The following is a 21,998-nucleotide window of genomic DNA, read 5'->3' on the forward strand; positions in this document are numbered from 1 at the left end:
CGTACATTGGCTTTCAACCACCTTGTCCTGTACGTCCGTTGTGATCATGCTCGTCCGTAGCGAGCTCTGTGCACCGGCGCTCGGCGACCCGCGGAGGTGGAGTGGCTACCACGGTGGAAGCGACGGATGTGGACGCGGTGGTGCGCGGCGACGCGGCACTGCTGGAGGACGACCTCGCCGAGTTCCTCGGCTCACTGACCGCCCCGGCGCGGGCGGCGGCCTCCGTCTACGACACGGCACTGCGGCGCTCCCTGTACGAACCGGTCGCCGACGCCGTCGGCTCCAGGATCGGCCAGCAGGCACTGCCCCCCACCGCCGCGACACCCGGCGGCCGGGCTCCGCTGCGCCCCTCGATGGTCTACTGGGCCTACCGCAACTACCGGGGTTTTCCCGGTGAGTTGACCGCAGGAGACGAAACAGCCGCCGAACTGGCCGTCGTCCGCCGCACGGCAGTTGCCGTAAGGATTCTGCTGAAGGCCGCCGTCGCCCTCGACGACATCCAGGACGGCAGCGACGTCCGCTACGGCGAACCCGCCCTCCACACCGTCCACGGCATACCGCTCGCCCTCAACGCCGGCGCCTGGCTGATCATGTCCGCGCTGCGGCACGCGGCCGACCCGGCCGTCGTGGACAGCCTGGTGCGCTCGGTCGGCGACGGCTTCACCGGGCAGGCCGTCGACATGTCCTCGCGTACGGCGCTCACCCGCGCCGAACTGCTGGCCGCGCCGCGTGCCGTCCGGGTCGGCTTCTGGGAGGAGACGGCCGCACTCAAGACCGGCACCCTGTTCCGGATGCCGCTCGACGCGGCGGTCGCGGGACTGCGGGTGGTCGAGGACGACCGGCTCGCCCTGGACGGCGCGATGCGCCAACTCGGTCTCGCCAGCCAGCTGTTCAACGACCTGACCGACTTCGTGCCGGAACTCGGCGGCGCCAACACCCACGAGGACTTCGACGGCCTCGGCAACCGGGTCCTCCTGGAACTCCTCGACGGCGCACCGCCGGAAGCGGAATTCAAACCGTACGTTCTCGGTCACCCGCGACTGGAGCGGACGCTTCTCGCGCTCGCCGAGGAGGCCGTGGCCCTGAAGCGGGCCGCGAAGGACACCGTCCACGGGGTGTGCCGCTCCGAGCGCAGCGCCGCCTACTTCGACGTGACGATCGAACGCAAGGGCCACCTCATCGACCGCCTGCGCGCGACGGTCCGGCAGCGGAGCGGCTTATGACGGACAGTGCGACCCAACGGCTGAGGAACGGCACCCGTACCCGGCACGAAGCCCTGGAGCGCACCGGATTCGCCACCGCGATGCTCGCCGGCACCCTTCCCCTCGACCGCTACGTCCGCCAACTGGCCGCCTACGGCCTGGTGTTGCGGGCGCTGGAGGCCGAACTCGGCGGGGCCACCTGCTCGTCCGTCGGCGCGGTCTGGTCGCCGGACCTGAGCAAGGTCCCGCTCCTCGAACGCGACCTCCGCCACTTCGCCAGCCTGGGCGCGACCCCCGGACCCTGCCCGGCCGCCATGGAGTTCGCCGACGAGATCCGGCGCACCGCCGCCACTGATCCCCCGGAACTCCTCGGCTTCCTCTACGTGTTGGAGGGCTCCACCCTCGGCGCCCGCTTCCTGCTCCGGTACGTCACCGAGGCGTACGGGCTCACGGACGGGAACGGCGCGTCGTACTACGGCAGCGGCGACCGCGCCCGCTGGACGGCCCTCACCGAGCGCCTCGACCGCGCGCTCGGCGAACCCGCCGTACAGGAAAGGGTGTTGGCCGCCGCCGAGCGTGCCTACCGGCATGTCGCCCTGATGTCCGCGGAGTTGTCGGTGGGGCTGGGCAGCCCGGCCCCCGAACCGGTGTAGCCGCCCGTCAGCCCGTGAGGCCCAACTCGCGGGCGATCAGCATCCGCTGGACCTCGCTGGTGCCCTCGCCGATCTCCAGGATCTTGGAGTCGCGCCACATCCGGGCCACCGGGTACTCGTTCATGAAGCCGTAGCCGCCGTGCACCTGCGTCGCGTCACGGGCGTTGTCGACGGCGATCGTGGAGGAGTACAGCTTGGCGAGCGCCGCCTCCTTCTTGAAGGGCTCGCCCGCCACCAGGCGGGAGGCCGCGTCGCGCCAGGCGAGGCGGGCGGTGTGGGCCTTCATCTCCATGTCGGCGATCTTGAACTGGATGGCCTGGTTGGCGCCGATCGGCCGCCCGAACGCGTGCCGCTCCCTGGCGTACTTCACCGACTCGTCCACACAGCCCTGCGCGAGGCCGGTGGCGAGGGCCGCGATGGCGATCCGGCCCTCGTCGAGGATGCGCAGGAACTGGGCGTAGCCGCGGCCCTGTTCACCGAGAAGGTTCGCCGCCGGGACCCGGACGTCCGCGAAGGACAGCTCGCGGGTGTCCGAGGCGTTCCAGCCGACCTTCGAGTACGGCGCCGCGACCGTGAAGCCGGGCGTCCCGGACGGCACGATGATCGCCGAGATCAGCGGCTTGCCGTCGGGCTTGCGGCCGGTGACCGCGGTGACCGTCACCAGACCCGTGATGTCCGTACCGGAGTTGGTGATGAAGCACTTGGAACCGTTGATCACCCACTCGTCGGTGTCCGGGTCCAGGCGGGCCGTCGTCCGGGTCGCGCCCGCGTCGGAGCCGCCGTCCGGCTCGGTCAGCCCGAAGGCTCCGAGGATCTCGCCGGAGCACAGCCGGGGCAGCCACTCGGCCTTCTGGGCGTCGGTGCCGAAGAGATGGATCGGCATCGCGCCGAGCGAGACGCCGGCCTCCAGGGTGATCGCGACCGACGAGTCGACGCGGGCCAGCTCCTCCAGGACGAGACCGAGCGCCAGATAATCGCCGCCCATCCCGCCGTGCTCCTCGGGGAACGGCAGCCCGAACAGGCCCATGCGGCCCATCTCGCGGACGATCTCGTACGGGAACTCGTGCCGCTCGTAGAAGTCGCCGATCTTCGGCGCCACCACGTCGTGCGCGAACTCCTCGACCGTACGGCGGAGTTCTTCCAGCTCGGGGGAGAGACGGTGGTCCATGGCGGTCACTGGTCCTTGTGGGAGAGGGCGCGGACGGTGCGGGACGGGCTGGGTCGGCCCAGTTGTTCGGCCATCCACACGCTGGTGGCGGTGAGAGAGCCGAGGTCGACTCCGGAGTCGATGCCGAGACCCTGGAGCATCCACACCAGGTCCTCGGTGGCGAGGTTGCCGGTGGCGGACTTGGCGAACGGGCAGCCGCCGAGGCCGCCCGCGGAGGCGTCCACGGTGGTGACGCCGTGCTGGAGGGCGGCCAGGGTGTTGGCGAGGGCCTGGCCGTAGGTGTCGTGGAAGTGCACGCCGATGACGTCGGTGCGCACGCCTTCCTCGTTGAGCAGCGAGAGCAGTTCGAGCACATGGCCCGGGGTGGCGACGCCGATGGTGTCGCCGAGGCTCAGTTCGTCGCAGCCCATGTCCATGAGTGCTCGGCAGACCCGGACGACCTGGTGGAGGGGGACCTCGCCTTCCCAGGGGTCGCCGAAGCACATGGAGAGGTAGCCGCGCACATGGGCGCCCTCGTCCTTGGCGCGGGCCACGACCGGGGCGAACACGGCCAGCGACTCGTCCACCGTGCGGTTGAGGTTGGCCTTGGCGAAGGACTCGGTGGCGCTGGCGAAGACGGCGACGCGGGTCGCGTCCAGGGCCAGGGCCCGGTCCAGGCCGCGGCCGTTCGGCACGAGGACGGGGAGGTGCACCCCCGGCAGGTCCCGCACGAGCGGGAACAGCTGCTCGGCGTCGGCCAGTTGGGGGACCCATCTGGGGTGGACGAAGCTGGTGGCCTCGACGGTGGTCAGGCCCGCGTCGGCCAGCCGCCGGATGAACTCGGCCTTGACCTCGGTGGACACGGTCGACTTCTCGTTCTGGAGTCCGTCACGGGCCCCGACCTCGTGGATGCGCACCCGGGCGGGCAGGTCGGGGGCCGGTACGACCATCGGGAGTGTCACTGGTCCTCCTCCGCAGGTGTGACGACCATGGGTGTGACGACCGCCAGGACTTGGTCCATGGCGACCGTCGCGCCGGGGGTCACGTCGAGTTCGGCGACGGTGCCGGCGTGCGGCGCGGAGACGACGTGCTCCATCTTCATCGCCTCGACCACCAACAGGCTCTGCCCGGCGGCCACTTGGTCCCCCACGGCGACCTTCACCACGGTCACCGTCCCGGGCATCGGCGCGGTCAGTGAACCAGCTCCGGACCGGTCGGCCCCGCTGAGCGAGGCGGCCACCGGGTCGTGGTCCCGCACCTGCCAGGCGTCCCCGTCCCGGCCCAGCCAGTCACCGGCGCGACGGAAGGTGTGCCGGACTCCGTCGAGGGTGACGGCGACCTGGTCCACGGTGACGGTGTGGCTGTCGCGCGGGACGTACTCCACGGGCTCGGTCACCTTCAGGTGGAACCCGACCGGCTTCGGAGTACCGCCCAGCCGCCAGCCACTCGGCACCGAGAACGGGTCGGTCCAGCCCTCGCCCTTCGGCCGCAGCGCATCCAGCCGTACGGCGGCTGCCGCCTCGTAGACCTCCTCGGGCACCTCGTCCGCGATGAGGGAGTCCGCCTCGCGCTCGACGAGCCCGGTGTCCAACTCGCCCGCCACGACGGCCGGATGGGCAAGGAGCCGTCGTAGGAACCCGGCGTTGGTCGGCACGCCCAGGGTGACCGTGTCCGCGAGGGCGGCCCGGAGTTTCCGGAGCGCGGTCGCGCGGTCGGGGCCGTAGGCGATGACCTTGGAGAGCATCGGGTCGTAGAGGCTGCCGACCTCGGTCCCCTCGGAGAGCCCGGAGTCGGTGCGGACGCCGTCGCCGGAGGGTTCGTTCAGCTTCAGGACGGTGCCACCGGAGGGGAGGAACCCGCGCGCGGGGTCTTCCGCGCAGATCCGCGCCTCCACCGCGTGTCCGGTGAGCGTGATGTCCTCCTGCGCGAAGGGCAGCCGCTCTCCGGCCGCTACCCGCAGCTGCCACTCCACCAGGTCGAGCCCGGTGACCAACTCCGTTACGGGGTGCTCCACCTGGAGGCGGGTGTTCATCTCCATGAAGTAGTACGACGACGGGTCGTTGCCCGGCACGATGAACTCCACCGTGCCCGCGCCCGCGTACCCGCACGAGCGGGCCGCCTGGACCGCCGCCGCACCCATCGCCGCGCGCGTGGCCTCGTCGAGGAGCACGCTCGGCGCCTCCTCGACGACCTTCTGGTGCCGGCGCTGCAGGGAGCACTCGCGCTCGCCGAGGTGGACGACATTGCCGTGGCCGTCGGCCAGGACCTGGATCTCGATGTGCCGGGGGCGGTCGACCCAGCGCTCCACCAGGAGGGTGTCGTCGCCGAAGGAGGCGCGGGCCTCGCGGCGGGCGGCGGCGATCTCGTCGTCCAGGAGGGTGAGATCGCGGACCAGGCGCATGCCCTTGCCGCCACCGCCGGCCGACGGCTTGAGGAGGACCGGGGCCCCCAACTTGTGGGCCGCCTCGGCGAGTTCGGGGTCACGGCCGCCGGGGACGACCGGGACACCGGCCGCCTCCACCGTCTCCTTGGCGCGGATCTTGTCGCCCATGAGGGCGATCGCGTCCGCCGGAGGACCGATGAAGACCAGCCCGGCGTCGGCGCACGCGCGCGCGAAGGCCGCGTTCTCGGCGAGGAAGCCGTAGCCCGGGTGCACGGCCTGCGCGCCGGTGCGGGCCGCCGCCTCCAGGAGCCGTTCGACCGACAGATAGCTCTCGGCGGCCGGGGAGGGACCGATCCGTACCGCCGTGTCGGCCTCCCGGACGTGCCGGGCGTCCGCGTCGGCGTCGGAGAAGACGGCCACCGAGCGCACACCGAGCAAGCGGAGGGTGCGGATCACGCGGACCGCGATCTCGCCCCGGTTGGCCACCAGGACCGTCTCGAACATGTCGACCATCTCGGGCACCCTCATCACATCCGGAAGACGCCGAACTGGGGGTCTCCCAGGGGCGCGTTGGCACAGGCGGTCAAAGCGAGGCCGAGGACCTGGCGGGTCTCCAGAGGGTCGATGACCCCGTCGTCCCAGAGGCGGGCAGTCGCGTAGTAGGCGTTGCCCTGGCGCTCGTACTGCTGCCGGATCGGGTCCTTGAAGATCTCTTCGTCCTCGGCGGGCCAGGACTCCCCGCGCGCCTCCAGCTGGTCGCGCTTCACGGTCGCGAGGACCGACGCGGCCTGCTCGCCGCCCATGACGGAGATCTTGGCGCCGGGCCACATCCACAGGAAGCGGGGCGAGTACGCCCGGCCGCACATCGAGTAGTTGCCCGCGCCGTACGAGCCGCCGACCACCACGGTCAGCTTGGGCACGCGCGCGCAGGCGACGGCGGTGACCATCTTGGCGCCGTGCTTGGCGATGCCGCCCGCCTCGTAGTCCCGTCCCACCATGAAGCCGGAGATGTTCTGGAGGAACACGAGCGGGATGCCGCGCTGGTCGCACAGCTCGATGAAGTGGGCGCCCTTCTGGGCGGACTCGGAGAACAGGATGCCGTTGTTTGCGACGATGCCGACCGGGTGGCCGTGGATGCGGGCGAAGCCGGCGACCAGGGTCTGCCCGAACTCGGCCTTGAACTCGGCGAACCGCGAGCCGTCCACCACGCGCGCGATGATCTCCCGTACGTCGTAGGGGGTACGGGAGTCGACCGGGACCGCGCCGTAGATCCCGTAGGGGTCGACCTTCGGCTCGACCGCCTCCGTGACCTCCCAGGGCAGCGGCCCGCGCGCGGGGAGTGTGGCGGCGATGTTCCGCACGATCCGCAGGGCGTGCGCGTCGTCCTCCGCGAGGTGGTCGGTGACACCCGACACGCGTGCGTGCACCTCACCGCCGCCCAGCTCCTCGGCGGTGACGACCTCACCGGTGGCGGCCTTCACCAGGGGAGGCCCGCCCAGGAAGATCGTCCCCTGATTCCGGACGATGACGGCCTCGTCGCTCATTGCCGGGACATACGCCCCACCGGCCGTGCACGACCCGAGCACGGCCGCGATCTGCGGAATCCCCGCCCCCGACATCCGGGCCTGGTTGTAGAAGATCCGCCCGAAGTGCTCGCGGTCCGGGAACACCTCGTCCTGCATGGGCAGGAACGCGCCCCCGGAGTCGACGAGATAGATGCACGGAAGCCGGTTCTCCAGGGCGATCTCCTGGGCGCGCAGATGCTTCTTCACGGTCATCGGGTAGTACGTCCCGCCCTTGACCGTGGCGTCGTTCGCGACGATCACGCACTCGCGCCCGCTCACCCGCCCGATCCCGGCGATCACACCGGCGGCGGGGGCGGCCCCGTCGTACATCCCGTCGGCCGCGAGGGGAGCGAGCTCCAGGAAGGGTGAGCCCGGGTCGAGCAGGGTGTCCACGCGGTCGCGGGGGAGCAGCTTGCCGCGCGCGGTGTGCCGGTCCCGGGCCCGCTCACCGCCGCCGAGCCGGGCCGCGGCCAGCTTCTGCCGCAGCTCCTCGCCCAGCGCACGGTGCGCCGCCTCGTTGGCCCGCCACGCCTCCGACGCGGGATCGGCCGCGCTCGTCAGCTCCGGTGCCTCTTGCATTCTGCGGTCCCCTCGCACAGCGATCGACTGTTAATGAGCGTTAACCATTTCCTTCAGGTTAACGACCGCTAACCTCCCTGTCTAGAATTGCTTTCATGACCACGAGAACCGACGCCCCCACCCGCCGCGAGCAGATCCTCAAGGAGGCCGCGCGGCTCTTCGCCGAGCGGGGATTCCACGGCGTCGGCGTGGACGAGATAGGCGCCGCGGTCGGCATCAGCGGCCCCGGCCTCTACCGCCACTTCCCGGGCAAGGACGCGATGCTCGCGGAGCTCCTGGTCGGCATCAGCGGCCAGCTGCTGACGGGCGCGAAGCGCCGACTGGCGGAGGCGGAGGGAGTGACCTCGGCGGAGGCACTCCTCGACTCCCTCATCGAGGGCCACATCGACTTCGCCCTCGACGACCGCCCCCTGATCACCCTCCATGACCGCGAGCTGGACCGCCTCCGCGACACCGACCGCAAGCTGGTCCGCCAGCTCCAGCGCCAGTACGTCGAACTGTGGGTGGAGGTCGTCCGGGACGTGTACCCGGACCTGGCCGAACCCAGCGCGCGGTCGGCGGTCCACTCGGTGTTCGGCCTGCTCAACTCGACTCCGCATCTGGGCCGACCGGGGTCGCTGCCCGGGCGGGGGGCTACGGCGGAGCTGCTGCATCGGATGGCGAGAGGGGCACTGGGGGCGGCGGCCTCGGCGGGGTGACGGGGGCGGATCCGGGCCGGGAGTTGCGAACAGAAGGCCGCCGGACGAGAGAGGGAAGCCGGAGCCGGAGCCGGAGCCGAAGGCTGGAGGCGCGAAGCCGACAACCGGAAGCCAAGGGCCGCCAGCCGGAAGCCAAGGGCCGACAACCGGAAGCCAAAGGCCGGAGACCGGAAGCCAAGGGCCAAGGGCCGGAGACCGGAAGCCCTTCGGGCAAAGGCGGCCAAGCCGCGGACCGGGTGCGGTCGGCGGACGCGGGCGCGGCTGCCGACGGGGGCGAGGCTGACGACGCGGGCGCGGTCGAGTCGCCCCCCGGGGTCCGGGCGGAGCCCCGTGTCGGGGCCTCTCGGCCTACCGAGTCGGGCGGGTGGGTGGGCAAAGGGCGTGACGAGCGTTACGTGCTCCTTCCGCTGGACGCTCCCCTTACTCGCCGGTACCGTGATGTTCTGAGCAAGCGCTTAGACATGCGTCAGGTATCCATGCGGAGGTGGCGGCGGTGCGCCGTACTGTGTTCAACGAGGACCACGAGGCGTTCCGGGAGACCCTGCGGGCCTTCATCGAGGCCGAGGTCGTCCCCGTCTACGACGAGTGGTTCGCCGCCGGCCAGGCGCCGCGCGAGTTCTACTACAAGCTCGCCGAGCTCGGCGTCTTCGGCATCCGCGTGGACGAGGAGTACGGCGGCGCGGGCATCGACTCGTACAAGTTCGAGGCCGTCCTCTACGAGGAGACCGCGCGCGCGGGTGTCTCCTTCGGCGGCTCCGGTGTGCACGTGCTGCTCGGCCTGCCCTACATCAAGCTGCTCGCCAACGAGGAGCAGAAGAAGAAGTACCTCCCGAAGTTCGTCTCCGGCGAGGAGATGTGGGCCATCGCGATGACGGAGCCGGGCACCGGTTCCGACCTCGCGGGCATGAAGACCACCGCCAAGCTCTCCGAGGACGGCACGCACTACGTCCTCAACGGCGCCAAGACCTTCATCACCGGCGGCGTGCACGCCGACCGCATGATCGTCTGTGCCCGTACCTCCCCGTCCACCAAGGAGGACCGCCGCCACGGCATCTCCCTCTTCGTGGTGGACACCAAGGCCGAGGGCTACTCGGTCGGCCGCAAGCTCGACAAGCTCGGCCTGAAGACCTCCGACACCGCCGAGCTGGCGTTCGTCGACGTCAAGGTGCCCGTCGAGGACCTCCTCGGCGAGGAGAACAAGGGCTTCTACTACCTCGGCCACAACCTCGCCTCCGAGCGCTGGGGCATCGCCTTCGGCGCCTACGCGCAGGCCAAGGCCGCCGTCCGGTTCGCCAAGCAGTACGTCCAGGACCGTGTGGTCTTCGGCCAGCCGGTCGCCGCGTTCCAGAACACCAAGTTCGAACTGGCCGCCTGCCAGGCCGAGGTGGACGCCGCCGAGGCCGTCGTCGACCGCGCGACCGAGGCCCTGGACGCCGGTGAGCTGACCCCCGCCGAGGCGGCCAGCGCCAAGCTGTTCACCACCGAGGTCGCGCACCGCGTGATCGACCGCTGCCTCCAGCTGCACGGCGGCTACGGCTTCATGAACGAGTACCCGATCGCCCGCCTGTACGCGGACAACCGCGTGAACCGCATCTACGGCGGCACCAGCGAGATCATGAAGACGATCATCGCCAAGGACATGGGCCTGTAAGGTCCCGGCAATTACTGCCCGGTACAACTAACCCCATGAACCAGGCACTACAGGATCTCCTCGATCTGCTCGACCTCGAGCAGATCGAGGAGAACATCTTCCGCGGCGAGTCCCGTTCCGCCGTCGTCCCCCGCGTCTTCGGGGGCCAGGTGGCGGCCCAGGCCCTGGTCGCCGCCGGACGGACGGTCCCCGCCGACCGGTACGCGCACTCCCTGCACGCGTACTTCCTGCGCACGGGCGACCCGGGCGCGCCCATCGTCTACACCGTCGAGCGGATCCGCGACGGCCGTTCCTTCACCACCCGCCGCGTGCTCGCCGTCCAGCACGGCCGGCCGATCTTCGCGCTGTCGGCGTCCTTCCAGGCGTACGAGGAAGGTCTCGACCACCAGGCCCCCATGCCGCCCGCGCCCGACCCGGAGACGGTCCCCACGGGCCGCGAGCGGCTGCTCGGCTACGACCACCTTGACCAGAGGATCGTTGAACGATTCCTGGAGGCCCGTGAGGCGATCGACCTCCGGTACGTCGACGACCCGCCGTACGGAAGGTTCGGCGAGCCGCGCGAACCGCACTCCCAGGTCTGGTTCCGCACCAACGGCAAGCTGGTGGACGACCCCCTGCTCCACGTGGTCCTCGCGACCTACGTCTCCGACATGACGCTCCTCGACTCGATCCTCCTCGCGCACGGCCGCGGCGGCTGGGCCGTGGGGGATGTCGTAGGAGCGTCGCTCGACCACGCGATGTGGTTCCACCGGCCGTTCCGTGCGGACGAGTGGCTGCTCTACGACCAGGAGTCGCCTTCGGCGTACGGCGGGCGCGGGCTCGGGCAGGCCCGGATCTACACCCAGGACGGTCGGCTGGCCGTTTCCGTCATCCAGGAGGGTGTCGTCCGGGTTCCTCGGGAACACTGAGGGGCATGGCAGAAGCAGAGGAAACCGAGGGCGGCGGCGAGTCCACCCTCACGGTGATCGTCGCGGCCGTCGCCAACCTGGGGATCGCGCTGGCCAAGGCGGTCGCGGGCGTCATCAGCGGCTCCAGCGCGATGCTCTCCGAGGCCGCGCACTCCGTCGCCGACACGGTCACCGAACTCCTCCTTCTCACCGCCCTGAAGCGCAGCGAGAAACCCGCCGACGAGGAACACCCCCTCGGCTACGGCCCCGAGCGCTACATCTGGGCGATGCTCGCCGCCGTCGCCACCTTCGTCGGCGGCGCCGTCTTCTCGATCTACGACGGCATCCACACCCTGGTCGCCGGCGAGGAGTTGGGCGACCCGCTCATCTCCTACATCGTGCTCGGTGTCGCCTTCCTCCTGGAGGGCTACTCCCTGCGGACGGGCGTACGCCAGGCGCGCGGCGAGGCGGCCCGCTTCGACGCATCCTTCAAGCGCTACCTCCGCTACACCCCCGACACCGCGGTGAAGGCCGTAGTACTGGAGGACTCCGCCGCCCTCGTCGGCCTGGTCCTCGCGGCCGGCGGCCTGCTCGGCGGACAGCTCACCGGCTCCGGCGTCTGGGACGGCCTCGCGTCCCTCTGCATCGGCCTCCTGCTGCTCTACGTCGCCTGGGTGCTCGGCCGCTCCAACGCGGAACTCCTCATCGGCCGCCCCCTGCCCAAGCCCATGCGGGACCGCATCCGGGAGGAGCTGCTGGGGGTCGAACACATCGAAGCCGTACTGGAGTTGACGACCCTTGTGCAGGGCCCGCGCGAGGCGCTGGTCGCCGCGAAGATCGACTTCCGGGACCGGTCGAGTGCCGCGCAGATCGAGTGGGCCTGCGAACAGGCCGAACAGCGACTGCGGGAGGCGTTCCCGTCGGTGAACCGGGTCTACCTGGATCCGACGCCGGGCTATGCGCAGCGGCGGGCGGAGGGGCTCAACCCCTGGCCGTGAACCTCTGGCCGTGAACTCCGGCCCGTGACAAGGAAGTTGAGCCGCGTCGAGCCGGACGGCCGGCGGTCAGGAAAGCCCCGCCTCCGCCAGCAGATACGCCGTCAGCGGGTCGTAGTACCTGGGGCTGATCACATGGTCGTCGAGCGGGACGGCCACCTGGAGGGTGCCCTCGGACTCGGCGAGGAAGAGCGCGGGGTCGTTGCAGTCCGCGTAGCCGACGGAGTCGACGCCGTGCCGGGCCGCGTAGCCCGCCCAGCCGTGGTCGGCGACGACCAGGTCGGGCAGTGGACGGCCCTCGCGCTCCAGGGCGGTCAGGATCGCCTTCATCGGCTCACCGGAGTGCGTGTGCCACAGCGTGGCGCCGTGCTCCAGGACGGCCACGTCCGCGAACTGCATGACGTACCCCTCCTCCGTCTGCAGCCCCTCCGGGATCACCACGATCTCGCAGCCGGCCGTGCGCAGGGCGGCGGCCGTGGAGTGGTGCACTTCGAGCAGGCCGCCCGGGTGGCCGGTGGCGAAGAGCACCCGCTGCTGACCGTCCGCCGCCTTGCGCAGTCGCGCGGCGAGGCGGTCGAGCGCCGCGACCGTCAGCTCCGGGTCGATGGTGTCCTGGCCGTAGCGGTACTCGGGATCGTCGTTCACCCCCACCCGCTCCGCCATCACCGCGAGCACGTCCTGCTCGTCGGACCAGCGGTCGCCGAGCTCCAGGCCGAACCAGTAGTGGCGGTCGCCGTTGGCCAGCTTGCGGTAGTGCGAGAGGTTGTTCTCGCGGGGGGTGGCTACGTCGCCCGCGATACGGGTCTTCACAAGGTGATCGACGAGTTCGGCGCGGCTTGGGGTCCCGGGTATCGGCATGGTTCCCATTGTGGAGCAGCGGGCTGTGCCGCTGCCCGACGTCCCGAACGCTGGGATGTGGATCACTTACGGGCGGCCGCTCACAGGTGACGCAGGCCGAACCACAGCTCCATCCGTACGTCCGGATCGTCCAGGTCCGTGTCCAGCAGCGCCGCGCACCGGGCGATCCGCTGCCGCACGGTGTTGCGGTGCACGGCCAGCGCGACCGCCGTACGGTCCCAACTCCCGTGCAGGGAGAGCCAGGTGCGCAGGGTCTCGGTGAGCGCGGGGCTCGCGGCGAGCGGGGCGAGAAGGGTACGGGCGTGTGCCTCGGCTTCTCCGTGGGGGACCAGTTCGGCGAGGCCGGGGCGGCCGGAGGCGCCGTGCCGGACCAGCGGGGCGCGGGTCGCGCGGGCCCGGGCGAGGGCACGGGCCGCCTGGGTGTCCGCGGCGGACCAGTCCTGGGGAGCTGCGGAGGTACTGACCCCGAGGGTCCAGCCGGCTTGCGGGGCGGGTTCACGATCCGCTGGGACCAGTACCCGTACTACCTCCGGCGTCAGGTCGATCAGCGCGGAACCGAGGGCGGCGCCGAGCGCGGACGCGGCGACGGGGTCGGGGGCGGTGTCGAGTCCGGGCGCCGCGTGCACGACGGTCCACCGGTCCCCGCCGAGCAGCGGCGCCACGTCCTCCGGCGGGGCGCCCAGCAGCAGTCGTACGAGCGCCGACGAACGGTTCGCTCCTGTGCGGCTCTGGTGTTCGCCGGTGAGGAGGGAGAGCAGTACGGCGGCGACGGAGGCGATGGTGTGATCGCCGGGGACGCGGTGCGGGGCGGCGACCCCCAGAACGAAACCCTGACCGGTACCCAGGGCGTAGGCCGCGAGATGGGCGCCGGGAACGGTGTCGGTGGCGGAGGCGGGGGACGTGGAGGCGGGTGTTTCCGCGGGGCGCACCACCCGTGCCAGCCCCGCCAGCTCGTCCGCTCCCGTCGCGTTCCGCCCCGCCGCCGCGATCTCCGTGCCGTCGGGCCCGTACAGCACGGCGCGGCCGCTCACCCGCTGGGCGAGCTGACGTAGCACCGAAGGGACCGGATCGGGGCGGGAGGCCGCTGCCGCCAGGCTCTGCTGGGCCTCGGTGACGCGGCGGAGTTCGGCGAGGCGGGCCTGTGCCATCAGTTGCCAGACCGCGCGGGCCACGCGGGAGAAGGGGGTGGGGGGCGGGACCTCCAGGAGCGGCAGGTCGTAGTGGTCGCAGGCCGCGACCAGGGCCCTCGGCACGGTGTCGTGGACCGGCGCGACGCCGAAGCCGAGGGCCACACCGCCCGCCTCGACGATCCGGGAGACGTAGTCGGCGAAGTACGTGCCGGAGCCCGCCGCCTCCGGGATGTGGACACCCGCCGTCAGCAGCAGCTCACCGCCCAGCAGATACGGATACGGGTCCGGCATCTCCGACGTGTGCGCCCAGTGGATGACGGTGTCGGGGTCGGCGGGGCCCGCGATCTGCCGCAGCCTCAGGTCCTCGCGGGCCAGGAGGGCGGCGAGTGGTACCGGAGGTGTAGGGGGAGTAGAGGGAATTGTGAGGTCCGGCATGGTGGACGTTTCCTCCATCGCCTCGTGCTCGAATGGATGAAACGTACACTTCGCAGCCGCTTTCCGGCCACCTAGGGTCAGTCGCGACGCAAGCCACCCCCGGGAAACCCCGAGATCCCGAGAGCGCGCGAAGGAGGCCCCCGTATGGCCGTCGACTACACCGTCATCGTCGTCTACCTGGCCGGCATGCTGGCCATGGGCTGGTGGGGCATGCGCCGCGCCAGGTCCAAGAGCGACTTCCTGGTCGCGGGCCGCCGACTGGGCCCGGTCATGTACTCCGGCACCATGGCCGCCATCGTCCTCGGCGGCGCGTCCACCATCGGCGGCGTCGGCCTCGGCTACCAGTACGGGTTGTCCGGGGCGTGGATGGTCTTCACCATCGGCCTCGGCCTGCTCGCCCTCTCCGTCTTCTTCTCCGCCCGCATCGCCCGCCTGAAGGTGTACACCGTCTCCGAGATGCTCGATCTCAGGTACGGGGGCCGCGCGGGCGTGATCTCCGGCGTGGTCATGTGGGCCTACACCCTCATGCTCGCCGTCACCTCGACCATCGCCTACGCCACGATCTTCGACGTCCTCTTCGACATGAACCGCACGGTCGCGATCGTCCTCGGCGGCTCGATCGTCGTCGCGTACTCGACGCTGGGCGGCATGTGGTCGATCACCCTCACCGACATGGTGCAGTTCGTGGTGAAGACGATCGGCGTACTGCTCCTGCTCCTGCCGATCGCGGTCGTCAAGGCGGGCGGCTTCAGCGAGATGAAGGCGAAGCTGCCCACCGGCTACTTCGACCCGCTGGGCATCGGCGGCGAGACGATCTTCACGTACGCCCTGATCTACACGTTCGGCATGCTCATCGGCCAGGACATCTGGCAGCGCGTGTTCACGGCCGGCAGCGACAGGACCGCCAAGTGGGGCGGCACGGTCGCCGGCACCTACTGTCTCGTCTATGCCCTCGCCGGCGCCGTCATCGGCACGGCGGCGAAGGTCCTGTACCCCGACCTCGGCAGCGCGGACGACGCCTTCGCGACCATCGTCAAGGACGAACTCCCGGTCGGTGTAAGGGGATTGGTGCTCGCCGCAGCCCTCGCCGCCGTGATGTCCACATCGTCCGGCGCGCTGATCGCCTGCGCCACGGTCGCAAACAACGACATCTGGTCGAAGCTGCGGGGAGCCGTCCGGCGGGACGGCGAGGAGGAGCATGACGAGGTGCGGGGCAACCGTGCCTTCATCCTCGTCATGGGCGTCGCGGTGATCGTCACGGCCATCGCGCTGAACAACGTGGTGGAGGCGCTGACGGTGGCGTACAACCTCCTCGTCGGCGGCCTCCTCGTCCCGATCCTCGGCGGCCTGCTGTGGAAGCGCGGCACCGCGCAGGGCGCGCTGGCCTCCGTCGCCGTCGGCGGCCTCGCGGTCGTCGGCCTGATGGCGACCTACGGCATCCTCGCCAACGAGCCTGTCTACTACGGCCTGTTGTCGTCCCTCGTCGCCTATGTCGCCGTGTCGCTCGCGACGCCGGCGACCGACGCGGCGGTACTGGCCGCATGGCGGGAGCGACTCGCCGGACGCGGGGCCCCCGAACTCGCGTCCGAACCTGTCGCCGTCCACCGGTAAAGTCGTAGCCAGAAGCACAAAAGACTCCATACGCGACGAAGCGTAGGAAAGAAGGCAGTCCCCATGACCAGCAACGAGACGCCCCGCGGCCCCGTCGACTCCTCGCGCACCCCGCGCTACGCCGGTCCCGCGACCTACGCCCGGCTGCCGCGGCTGGACGAGGTCGGCAGCGCGGATGTCGCCGTGGTCGGGGTGCCGTTCGACGCCGGTGTCTCCTACCGGCCGGGCGCGCGCTTCGGCGGCAACGCGATCCGCGAGGCGTCCCGGCTGCTGCGGCCCTACAACCCGGCGCAGGACGCGTCCCCGTTCGCACTGGCGCAGGTCGCGGACGCCGGTGACATCGCGGCGAACCCGTTCAACATCAACGAGGCCGTCGAGACCATCGAGGAGGCCGCCGACCAACTCCTGGGCACCGGCGCCCGGTTGATGACCCTGGGCGGCGACCACACCATCGCCCTGCCGCTGCTGCGCTCGGTCGCGAAGAAGCACGGCCCCGTGGCCCTGCTGCACTTCGACGCCCATCTCGACACCTGGGACACGTACTTCGGCGCCGAGTACACACACGGCACGCCGTTCCGGCGGGCGGTGGAGGAGGGCATCCTCGACACCGAGGCGCTCTCGCACGTGGGGATCCGCGGTCCGCTGTACGGCAAGCAGGACCTCAAGGACGACGAGAAGATGGGCTTCGGCATCGTGACGTCCGCCGACGTCTACCGCCGGGGCGCCGACGAGGTCGCCGACCAGCTGCGCCAGCGCATCGGCGACCGCCCCCTCTACATCTCCATCGACATCGACTGCCTCGACCCGGCCCACGCGCCCGGCACCGGCACGCCCGAGGCGGGCGGCCTGACCTCCCGCGAACTTCTGGAGATCCTGCGCGGCCTGGCATCCTGCAACCTGGTGTCGGCGGACGTCGTCGAGGTGGCACCGGCGTACGACCACGCCGAGATCACATCGGTGGCCGCGTCCCACACCGCGTACGACCTGATCACCATCATGTCCCGTCAGATTGCCGAGGCCCGTTCGAAGTGACCCACGACCACGACCTGGAACTCCGCCCGACGGCCGCGCAGATCACCGCCGCGCTGAACCCGCCCCCAGGGCGCAACGGCGGCGACCTGGTCGTGGAGACCCTGGCCGGGCTCGGCGCGACGACCGTCTTCGGCCTGCCCGGACAGCACGCGCTCGGCATGTTCGACGCGCTGCGCCGCTCCGACCTGCGGTACATCGGCCTGCGGGTGGAGAACAACGCAGGATTCGCGGCGGACGCCTACGGCCGCATCACGGGTGAGGCGGCACCGCTGCTGCTGTCCACGGGCCCCGGCGCGCTGACGTCACTGGCCGCACTCCAGGAGGCACGCGCGGCCTCGGCCCCCGTCCTGGCCATCGGCAGCCAGATCCCGACGGCGGGCCTGGGCGGAGGCCGTCACGGCTATCTGCACGAACTCCCGGACCAGTCGGCCTCGTTCAGGGGCGTGGTGAAGTCGGTCCACACGGTCCGCACGCAGTCACAGATCCCGTCCGCGATCGCGGAGGCGTGGAAGTCCGCGCTGACGGCCCCGCACGGCCCGGTGTGGGTGGAGATCCCGCAGGACGTACTGCTGGCCGAGACCCTGCTGCCGGTGGTGACGGCGGTGGACGCGACCCCGGAGGACCTGGTGCCGCGCCCCGAACTGACCGCCGTAGCAGCGGACCTGCTGTCACGCGCGGCGCGTCCCGCGATCATCGCGGGCGGGGGAGTCGTACGGGCGGACGCGTCGAAGAAGCTGCGGCAGCTGGCGGAGAGGCTCCGGGCGCCGGTGGTCACGACCCCCGGCGGCAAGGGGGCGTTCCCGTGGAACCATCCGTTGTCGTTGCAGTCCTGGCTGGAGGACCGTCACACGACGGACTTCCTGGAGGATGCGGACGTACTGCTGGTGGTGGGCTCGGGTCTGGGTGAACTCTCCTCGAACTACCACACGTTCGCCCCGCGAGGCCGGGTCATCCAGATCGAGGCGGACCTCGGCAAACTGGAGTCCAACCACCCGGCGCTGGGGATCCACGCGGACGCGTGGCACGCGGTGCAGGCGCTGCTGGAGACGGTGACGGAGCGGACGGATCCGACGGCGGAGGGGCGGGTGGCCGAGCTGCTCGGCCGCGTCCGTGAGCGCATCGATTCCCAGGAACTGACCCTGGAACAGGGCGTGTTGGAGTCCGTGCGCCGGGCCCTGCCCGCCGATTCCCCTTCTTTCTGGGACATGACGATTTTGGCTTACTGGGCCTGGTCGGCGTTCGACGCGAAGGGCCCCAACCACCTCCACTCCGCCCAGGGCGCGGGCGGCCTCGGCTACGGCTTCCCGGCGGCACTGGGCGCGGCTGCGGCGGACCCCACGCGGCCGGTGCTGGCGGTGTCGGGTGACGGGGGCGCGCTGTACTCGATCGCGGAGCTGGCGACGGCGCGACAGTACGACCTGAACGTCACCTGGCTCATCGTCGACGACGGCGGCTACGGCATCCTCCGCGAGTACATGACGGACGCCTTCGGCGAGGCGACGGCGACGGAGCTGACCCGGCCGGATTACGTGGCGCTGGCGGAGTCGTTCGGGGTGCGAGGGGTTCGTACGACTCCGGAGGCGCTGGAGTCGGACCTGGCGAAGGCGTTGGCGGAGCCGGGGCCTTCCGTGGTCGTACTCCCGGCTGTGTTGCGGATGTTCGCGGCTACGCACTTGGGGTGACGGGGTGATGGGGGGCGGCCGTCTTCGCCGGCCCCCTCCCACGTCCTTCGTCACATCTGCGGATCGGGCTTCAGCAGGGCGAACGCCGCGCCGAAGGGGTCCGCGAGCCAGGCGATGCGGCCGACCTCCGGTACGTCCGCCGCCGGCATCAGTACGGAACCGCCGTTGGAGCGGGCCGAGTCGATCGTGGCGTCGACGTCCGTCGAGTGGAAGTACGGTACCCAGCGCGGCTGTTCGCCCTCGCCGGCGTTGAGCGGCGCCACCCCGCCGAAGGAGGCGTCCTGCTGGTCGCCGGCGCTGGTGCTCAGTACGCGGTACGTCATGCCGGGGGCCTGCATGTCCTGGCTGCGCCAGCCGAACAGGCCCTGGTAGAAGGCGATGTCCGCCTCCGGGGCGGTGGCGTGCAGTTCCACCCAGAGCAGGGTGTTCGGGGCCGAGGTGAGTTCCAGACCCGCCGTCCTGCCGGGCTGCCAGAGCGCGAACTGCGCGCCCTGCGGGTCGGTGGCCTGCGCCAGCATGCCCTCGCCCATCACATCCATGGGCTCCATCCGTACGGTGCCGCCGCCGGCCGTGACGGCCTGGACGGTGGCCGCGATGTCCTCGGTCTTGAAGTGGATCATCCAGGCGGAGCGCGCCCCTTCCTCGGTGAGCGGTCCGAGGGCCGCGACGGTCTTGCCGTCCACCTGGAAGAAGCCGTATCCACCCGTCTCGGGCCCGGCGGAGACGAACTGCCAGCCGAGGACGGCGCCGTAGAACGCGGCGGCGGCGTCGGTGTCGGGGCTTCCGAGGTCGAGCCAGTTGGGCGATCCGGTGACGAAGTCGGTGCCGAGCATGAAGTCCTCCTGGACGGGGTGGGCCGGGACGGGAGCCACGATGCCGTCCCGGCCGTCGCCGTCGGCGTACGAGCACCGACAGGACTCCGGTTTCCACCGAACGGCCGAATGGTCGCCGGGTGACGTGGTACAGGGTCCGGCGCGTGCCCGTGGCGGCCGCTGTCGGGACGCGTGCCGGGGAGGGCGGCGTCCCGAGTTCGAGAAGCATGGTTGAAGTCGCGTTGAGGGGACTTCGAATCCGCAGCCGCCCGTCCCGCCCCGTCAGACGAAGTCGGCCGGGCTGTCGCTCCGTGGATCGGAGACGCGGCGGCTGCGGTAGATGTCGCCCTGGCGGGCGCTGGCTCGCCAGGGGCGGGCCTTGTTGAGGGCGATGTCGAACTCGGGTGCGTCACGGTCCAGTTCGCCGACGATCAGCTCGGTCGTGGCGTCGGCCCGGGCCAGGACGGTGCCGTCCGGGCTGATCAGTTCGGAGTTGAGGAGAGCGGTGGTCTGGGCCGGTGTGGCCATCGCCAGCCAGTAGTTGTTCATCGCGGCATGCGCCCGGGCCTTGACCTCGAAGACCGAGTTGACCGGGTAGGCCGACAGCAACAGGCAGTCCACCCCGAGGCGTTCGTACTCCACGAACAGTTCCGGGAAGTTGATCTCGATACAGATGGCACAGCCGAACCGGTATCCGTCGACCGTGAAGGTGGTCGGTGTGAACCCCGGTGTGTAGTAGCCGAGGATCTCGGTGTTGGAGCAGTAGCGCTTGTCGTAGCGGTCCACCACCCGGCCGTCGTCGGCGATGACGTACAGGCTGTTGTGCGGGCGGTGCGGCGCGGTGAGCCGGTGGGCGCTGCCCAGCACCACCCACAGCCGCAACTCGGCTGCCAGCGCGGCCACTTGACGGAGCTCCTCCTCGACCGCGGGCCAGTCCACCTGGTCCCAGTCCCGGATCTGTTCCTTGGCGTAGCCCGACAGACAGCCTTCGGGAAACAGGATCAGGCGGGCACCCGCCTCGGCGGCCTCCCGCATCAGCCGTCGGATCACCGGACCGTTCCGGCGGGCGTCGTCGCTGATCATTACCTGGGCTGTCGCAATGCGAAGCGCTGACGGAGAGGTCACGGACCCATCGTAGACATCGGGGGCCGGGGCGCACGTCCGTGCGGCAGACTCCCGACCATGGGTGGACACGAGGCGGGCGAGGGCAGCCGGGTCGTCGAAGTCGGCGCAACTTTCGGGCTGTTGGCGGCCTGGGCGGTGCACGATCTGGAGGAGGTGGCCGCGATGCCGGGTTGGGTCCGCGGGCACGTGCCCGGGCTGCGGGAGCGGTATCCGCGGGTGCCGGAGCGGGTGTGGTGGCAACTGGAGGCGATGGACGGGCGGGAGTTCGCGACGGCCGTCGCCGTGATGGGCGGGATGGTCGCGCTCGCCGCCGCCGACGGGCACCGTACGGGCGGCCGTTCCGGCTTCTACCAGGCGGCCCTCAACGGCTTCGGGCTGCACGCCCTGGCGCATATGGCCCAGGCCGCCGCCGTCCGTGGATACACACCCGGGGTGGTGACCTCGCCGCTGGTGGTCGTCCCGTTCACGCTGTGGGCGCGGGGGCGGCTGCGGCGGGCCGGTGTGCTGCGGCCTGCGCGACCGGGTGATGTGGCACGGGGTGCGGCAGTCGCCGCGGCGGCGACGGTCGGGGCGCATGTGGTGGCGCGGCGGCTGCTGCGCCGGAGGTGATCGGGAGACGGCAGAACTCCCCCTGAAGCAGGGGGAGTTCAACAGAGCACTGCCGCCTACCAGATCGCCTCCACCCACTCCGGGTGGTCGATGAACGGGTTCCGGTTGTGCTGGTACGTGTTGTAGATGACGTTGTTGCGGTTCTCCTCGAAGGCGCTCGGCGGGTCCGCCTCGTTCCAGGCCTTGAGGACGGAGAGCTTGCCCATGTAGGGGTTGCTGCCGTTGCCCACCTTCTCGTTGGGCTCCAGGTCGGCGAAGCCGTCGTCGCCCTCGTAGCGCACGGCCATGTAGAGGATCATGCGGGCCACGTCGCCCCGGTCCGCCGCGCGCGGTGCGAAGGAGTCGGAGTCGACGGTGCTGCCGCCGCCGTTGGTGACCGCGCTGCCGCCGTTGTCGAAGTCCAGGTTGCCGCGGATGCTGTTGACCTGGACGTCGGCGGGACGCAGATGGTGCAGGTCCGTGCCGGGGCCGACCACCTCGCCGAAGTCGCCATGGGACTTGGCCCAGGTGTGCTCGCGGTTCCAGTCGCCGACGTCGCCGCCGTTCAGGGACTTGGCCCGGGAGACGCCGCTGTACAGCAGGATCACGTTGTTGCTGTTGTTCGGGTCCTGGTCGGTGGCCATGAGGGCGTTCCAGACCGCGGAGTACGAGATCTTCGTGACGTTGGTGCTGATGATCGTGTGCAGCGAGGACTTCAGGGTCGTGCCCGTCTTGCCGACCGCGTTCTTGTAATACGTCGAGTCGTACGCGGTCGTCGTGGCGGCGGCCGGGGTCGCTGTCAGGGTCGGGGCCGCGAGGCCCACCAGGACCGCTGCGGTGGTCAACGCCACTGTTTTCCAGCGGTGCATGCGAGTCACCAACATAAAGAGTGTCCCATCTACGCGGGTTGAATGGGGCGGCAATCGGGAGCGTGACATGCACATGCGGTCCTGTAAATGAACGAG

General features: G+C 70.8%; 19 protein-coding genes. 10 read left to right on the top strand and 9 right to left on the bottom strand.

Going from position 1 to position 21,998, the window contains the following annotated elements:
- Positions 1–101: 101 nt before the first annotated feature.
- Together AB0I51_RS00465 and AB0I51_RS00470 are read left to right on the top strand one after the other, a co-directional pair.
- Complete coding sequence (locus tag AB0I51_RS00465) at positions 102–1,223, top strand: class 1 isoprenoid biosynthesis enzyme (RefSeq protein WP_362969886.1); 1,122 nt, start codon at positions 102–104, stop codon at positions 1,221–1,223.
- On the top strand, positions 1,220–1,855 hold the full coding sequence (locus AB0I51_RS00470) for a biliverdin-producing heme oxygenase (protein WP_362969888.1): 636 nt from the start codon (positions 1,220–1,222) through the stop codon (positions 1,853–1,855). The genes AB0I51_RS00465 and AB0I51_RS00470 overlap by 4 nt, the downstream gene beginning before the upstream one ends.
- A gap of 7 nt (positions 1,856–1,862) precedes the next feature.
- Here AB0I51_RS00470 and AB0I51_RS00475 read toward each other — a convergent pair whose 3' ends face one another.
- From AB0I51_RS00475 to AB0I51_RS00490, 4 genes are read right to left on the bottom strand one after another with little or no spacing between them, the layout of a single operon-like run.
- Positions 1,863–3,023 carry an acyl-CoA dehydrogenase family protein gene (locus AB0I51_RS00475; protein WP_362969890.1) on the bottom strand — a complete coding sequence of 387 codons (1,161 nt, stop codon included), beginning with the start codon at positions 3,021–3,023 and terminating at the stop codon, positions 1,863–1,865.
- 5 nt (positions 3,024–3,028) lie between these two features.
- Positions 3,029–3,952 carry a hydroxymethylglutaryl-CoA lyase gene (locus tag AB0I51_RS00480; RefSeq protein WP_362971091.1) on the bottom strand — a complete coding sequence of 308 codons (924 nt, stop codon included), beginning with the start codon at positions 3,950–3,952 and terminating at the stop codon, positions 3,029–3,031.
- 8 nt (positions 3,953–3,960) lie between these two features.
- Positions 3,961–5,889: a biotin carboxylase N-terminal domain-containing protein gene (locus AB0I51_RS00485; RefSeq protein ID WP_362971093.1), complete on the bottom strand. Its 1,929-nt coding sequence runs from the start codon at positions 5,887–5,889 to the stop codon at positions 3,961–3,963.
- A 23-nt stretch (positions 5,890–5,912) separates the two neighbouring features.
- Positions 5,913–7,529, bottom strand: coding sequence for a carboxyl transferase domain-containing protein (locus AB0I51_RS00490; RefSeq protein WP_362969892.1), 1,617 nt, complete (start codon positions 7,527–7,529; stop codon positions 5,913–5,915).
- A 95-nt stretch (positions 7,530–7,624) separates the two neighbouring features.
- Here AB0I51_RS00490 and AB0I51_RS00495 point away from each other — a divergent pair, with 95 nt between their 5' ends.
- From AB0I51_RS00495 to AB0I51_RS00510, 4 genes are all read left to right on the top strand, one after another.
- Positions 7,625–8,227 carry a TetR/AcrR family transcriptional regulator gene (locus AB0I51_RS00495; protein ID WP_362969894.1) on the top strand — a complete coding sequence of 201 codons (603 nt, stop codon included), beginning with the start codon at positions 7,625–7,627 and terminating at the stop codon, positions 8,225–8,227.
- A 493-nt stretch (positions 8,228–8,720) separates the two neighbouring features.
- Positions 8,721–9,878, top strand: coding sequence for an acyl-CoA dehydrogenase family protein (locus tag AB0I51_RS00500; protein ID WP_093627016.1), 1,158 nt, complete (start codon positions 8,721–8,723; stop codon positions 9,876–9,878).
- A gap of 35 nt (positions 9,879–9,913) precedes the next feature.
- Complete coding sequence (locus tag AB0I51_RS00505; RefSeq protein ID WP_019065758.1) at positions 9,914–10,786, top strand: acyl-CoA thioesterase II; 873 nt, start codon at positions 9,914–9,916, stop codon at positions 10,784–10,786.
- A gap of 5 nt (positions 10,787–10,791) precedes the next feature.
- On the top strand, positions 10,792–11,763 hold the full coding sequence (locus AB0I51_RS00510) for a cation diffusion facilitator family transporter (protein ID WP_362969896.1): 972 nt from the start codon (positions 10,792–10,794) through the stop codon (positions 11,761–11,763).
- 66 nt (positions 11,764–11,829) lie between these two features.
- Here the strand turns inward: AB0I51_RS00510 and AB0I51_RS00515 are convergent, their stop codons facing one another.
- Together AB0I51_RS00515 and AB0I51_RS00520 are read right to left on the bottom strand one after the other, a co-directional pair.
- Positions 11,830–12,618: a phosphatase gene (locus AB0I51_RS00515; RefSeq protein WP_362969898.1), complete on the bottom strand. Its 789-nt coding sequence runs from the start codon at positions 12,616–12,618 to the stop codon at positions 11,830–11,832.
- Positions 12,619–12,698: 80 nt separating this feature from the next.
- Positions 12,699–14,183, bottom strand: a complete 1,485-nt coding sequence (locus tag AB0I51_RS00520) for a PucR family transcriptional regulator (RefSeq protein ID WP_362969900.1) — start codon at positions 14,181–14,183, stop codon at positions 12,699–12,701.
- Between the two features lie 144 nt (positions 14,184–14,327).
- Between AB0I51_RS00520 and AB0I51_RS00525 the strand changes: the two genes are divergently transcribed.
- The 3 genes from AB0I51_RS00525 to AB0I51_RS00535 all read left to right on the top strand — a co-directional run bounded on the left by AB0I51_RS00525 (position 14,328) and on the right by AB0I51_RS00535 (position 18,508).
- Positions 14,328–15,794 carry a sodium:solute symporter gene (locus AB0I51_RS00525; protein ID WP_362969902.1) on the top strand — a complete coding sequence of 489 codons (1,467 nt, stop codon included), beginning with the start codon at positions 14,328–14,330 and terminating at the stop codon, positions 15,792–15,794.
- 63 nt (positions 15,795–15,857) lie between these two features.
- Positions 15,858–16,826: an agmatinase gene (gene speB / locus AB0I51_RS00530; RefSeq protein WP_262057999.1), complete on the top strand. Its 969-nt coding sequence runs from the start codon at positions 15,858–15,860 to the stop codon at positions 16,824–16,826.
- A complete protein-coding gene (locus tag AB0I51_RS00535) occupies positions 16,823–18,508 on the top strand; it encodes a thiamine pyrophosphate-binding protein (protein WP_362969904.1) in 1,686 nt (561 codons plus the stop codon). The genes speB and AB0I51_RS00535 overlap by 4 nt, the downstream gene beginning before the upstream one ends.
- 50 nt (positions 18,509–18,558) lie before the next feature.
- Here the strand turns inward: AB0I51_RS00535 and AB0I51_RS00540 are convergent, their stop codons facing one another.
- Positions 18,559–19,341, bottom strand: coding sequence for a VOC family protein (locus AB0I51_RS00540; protein WP_362971095.1), 783 nt, complete (start codon positions 19,339–19,341; stop codon positions 18,559–18,561).
- 261 nt (positions 19,342–19,602) lie between these two features.
- Positions 19,603–20,586, bottom strand: a complete 984-nt coding sequence (locus AB0I51_RS00545; RefSeq protein ID WP_362969906.1) for a carbon-nitrogen hydrolase family protein — start codon at positions 20,584–20,586, stop codon at positions 19,603–19,605.
- Between AB0I51_RS00545 and AB0I51_RS00550 the strand changes: the two genes are divergently transcribed.
- Positions 20,503–21,054, top strand: a complete 552-nt coding sequence (locus AB0I51_RS00550; protein WP_362969908.1) for an HXXEE domain-containing protein — start codon at positions 20,503–20,505, stop codon at positions 21,052–21,054. The genes AB0I51_RS00545 and AB0I51_RS00550 overlap by 84 nt on opposite strands.
- 56 nt (positions 21,055–21,110) lie before the next feature.
- On the opposite strand, the gene AB0I51_RS00555 is transcribed toward AB0I51_RS00550, so the two are convergent.
- The gene (locus tag AB0I51_RS00555) at positions 21,111–21,917 is read right to left on the bottom strand and encodes an endonuclease (RefSeq protein WP_362969910.1); all 807 of its coding nucleotides are present in this window, start codon (positions 21,915–21,917) and stop codon (positions 21,111–21,113) included.
- Positions 21,918–21,998 lie beyond the last annotated feature (81 nt).

The sequence above is a fragment of the Streptomyces sp. NPDC050549 genome (assembly GCF_040655035.1).
In the GTDB taxonomy this organism is placed as follows: Bacteria; Actinomycetota; Actinomycetes; order Streptomycetales; family Streptomycetaceae; genus Streptomyces.

Excerpts from the sequence above, each read along its gene's own strand:
- AB0I51_RS00510 (WP_362969896.1), top strand. The coding sequence starts at position 10,792 with ATGGCAGAAGCAGAGGAAACCGAGGGCGGCGGCGAGTCCACCCTCACG.
- AB0I51_RS00470 (WP_362969888.1), top strand. The coding sequence starts at position 1,220 with ATGACGGACAGTGCGACCCAACGGCTGAGGAACGGCACCCGTACCCGG.
- AB0I51_RS00485 (WP_362971093.1), bottom strand. The coding sequence starts at position 5,889 with ATGTTCGAGACGGTCCTGGTGGCCAACCGGGGCGAGATCGCGGTCCGC.
- AB0I51_RS00540 (WP_362971095.1), bottom strand. The coding sequence starts at position 19,341 with ATGCTCGGCACCGACTTCGTCACCGGATCGCCCAACTGGCTCGACCTC.
- AB0I51_RS00475 (WP_362969890.1), bottom strand. The coding sequence starts at position 3,023 with ATGGACCACCGTCTCTCCCCCGAGCTGGAAGAACTCCGCCGTACGGTC.
- AB0I51_RS00490 (WP_362969892.1), bottom strand. The coding sequence starts at position 7,529 with ATGCAAGAGGCACCGGAGCTGACGAGCGCGGCCGATCCCGCGTCGGAG.
- AB0I51_RS00555 (WP_362969910.1), bottom strand. The coding sequence starts at position 21,917 with ATGTTGGTGACTCGCATGCACCGCTGGAAAACAGTGGCGTTGACCACC.
- AB0I51_RS00525 (WP_362969902.1), top strand. The coding sequence starts at position 14,328 with ATGGCCGTCGACTACACCGTCATCGTCGTCTACCTGGCCGGCATGCTG.
- AB0I51_RS00495 (WP_362969894.1), top strand. The coding sequence starts at position 7,625 with ATGACCACGAGAACCGACGCCCCCACCCGCCGCGAGCAGATCCTCAAG.
- AB0I51_RS00480 (WP_362971091.1), bottom strand. The coding sequence starts at position 3,952 with ATGGTCGTACCGGCCCCCGACCTGCCCGCCCGGGTGCGCATCCACGAG.
- AB0I51_RS00550 (WP_362969908.1), top strand. The coding sequence starts at position 20,503 with ATGGGTGGACACGAGGCGGGCGAGGGCAGCCGGGTCGTCGAAGTCGGC.
- speB (WP_262057999.1), top strand. The coding sequence starts at position 15,858 with ATGACCAGCAACGAGACGCCCCGCGGCCCCGTCGACTCCTCGCGCACC.
- AB0I51_RS00505 (WP_019065758.1), top strand. The coding sequence starts at position 9,914 with ATGAACCAGGCACTACAGGATCTCCTCGATCTGCTCGACCTCGAGCAG.
- AB0I51_RS00520 (WP_362969900.1), bottom strand. The coding sequence starts at position 14,183 with ATGCCGGACCTCACAATTCCCTCTACTCCCCCTACACCTCCGGTACCA.
- AB0I51_RS00515 (WP_362969898.1), bottom strand. The coding sequence starts at position 12,618 with ATGCCGATACCCGGGACCCCAAGCCGCGCCGAACTCGTCGATCACCTT.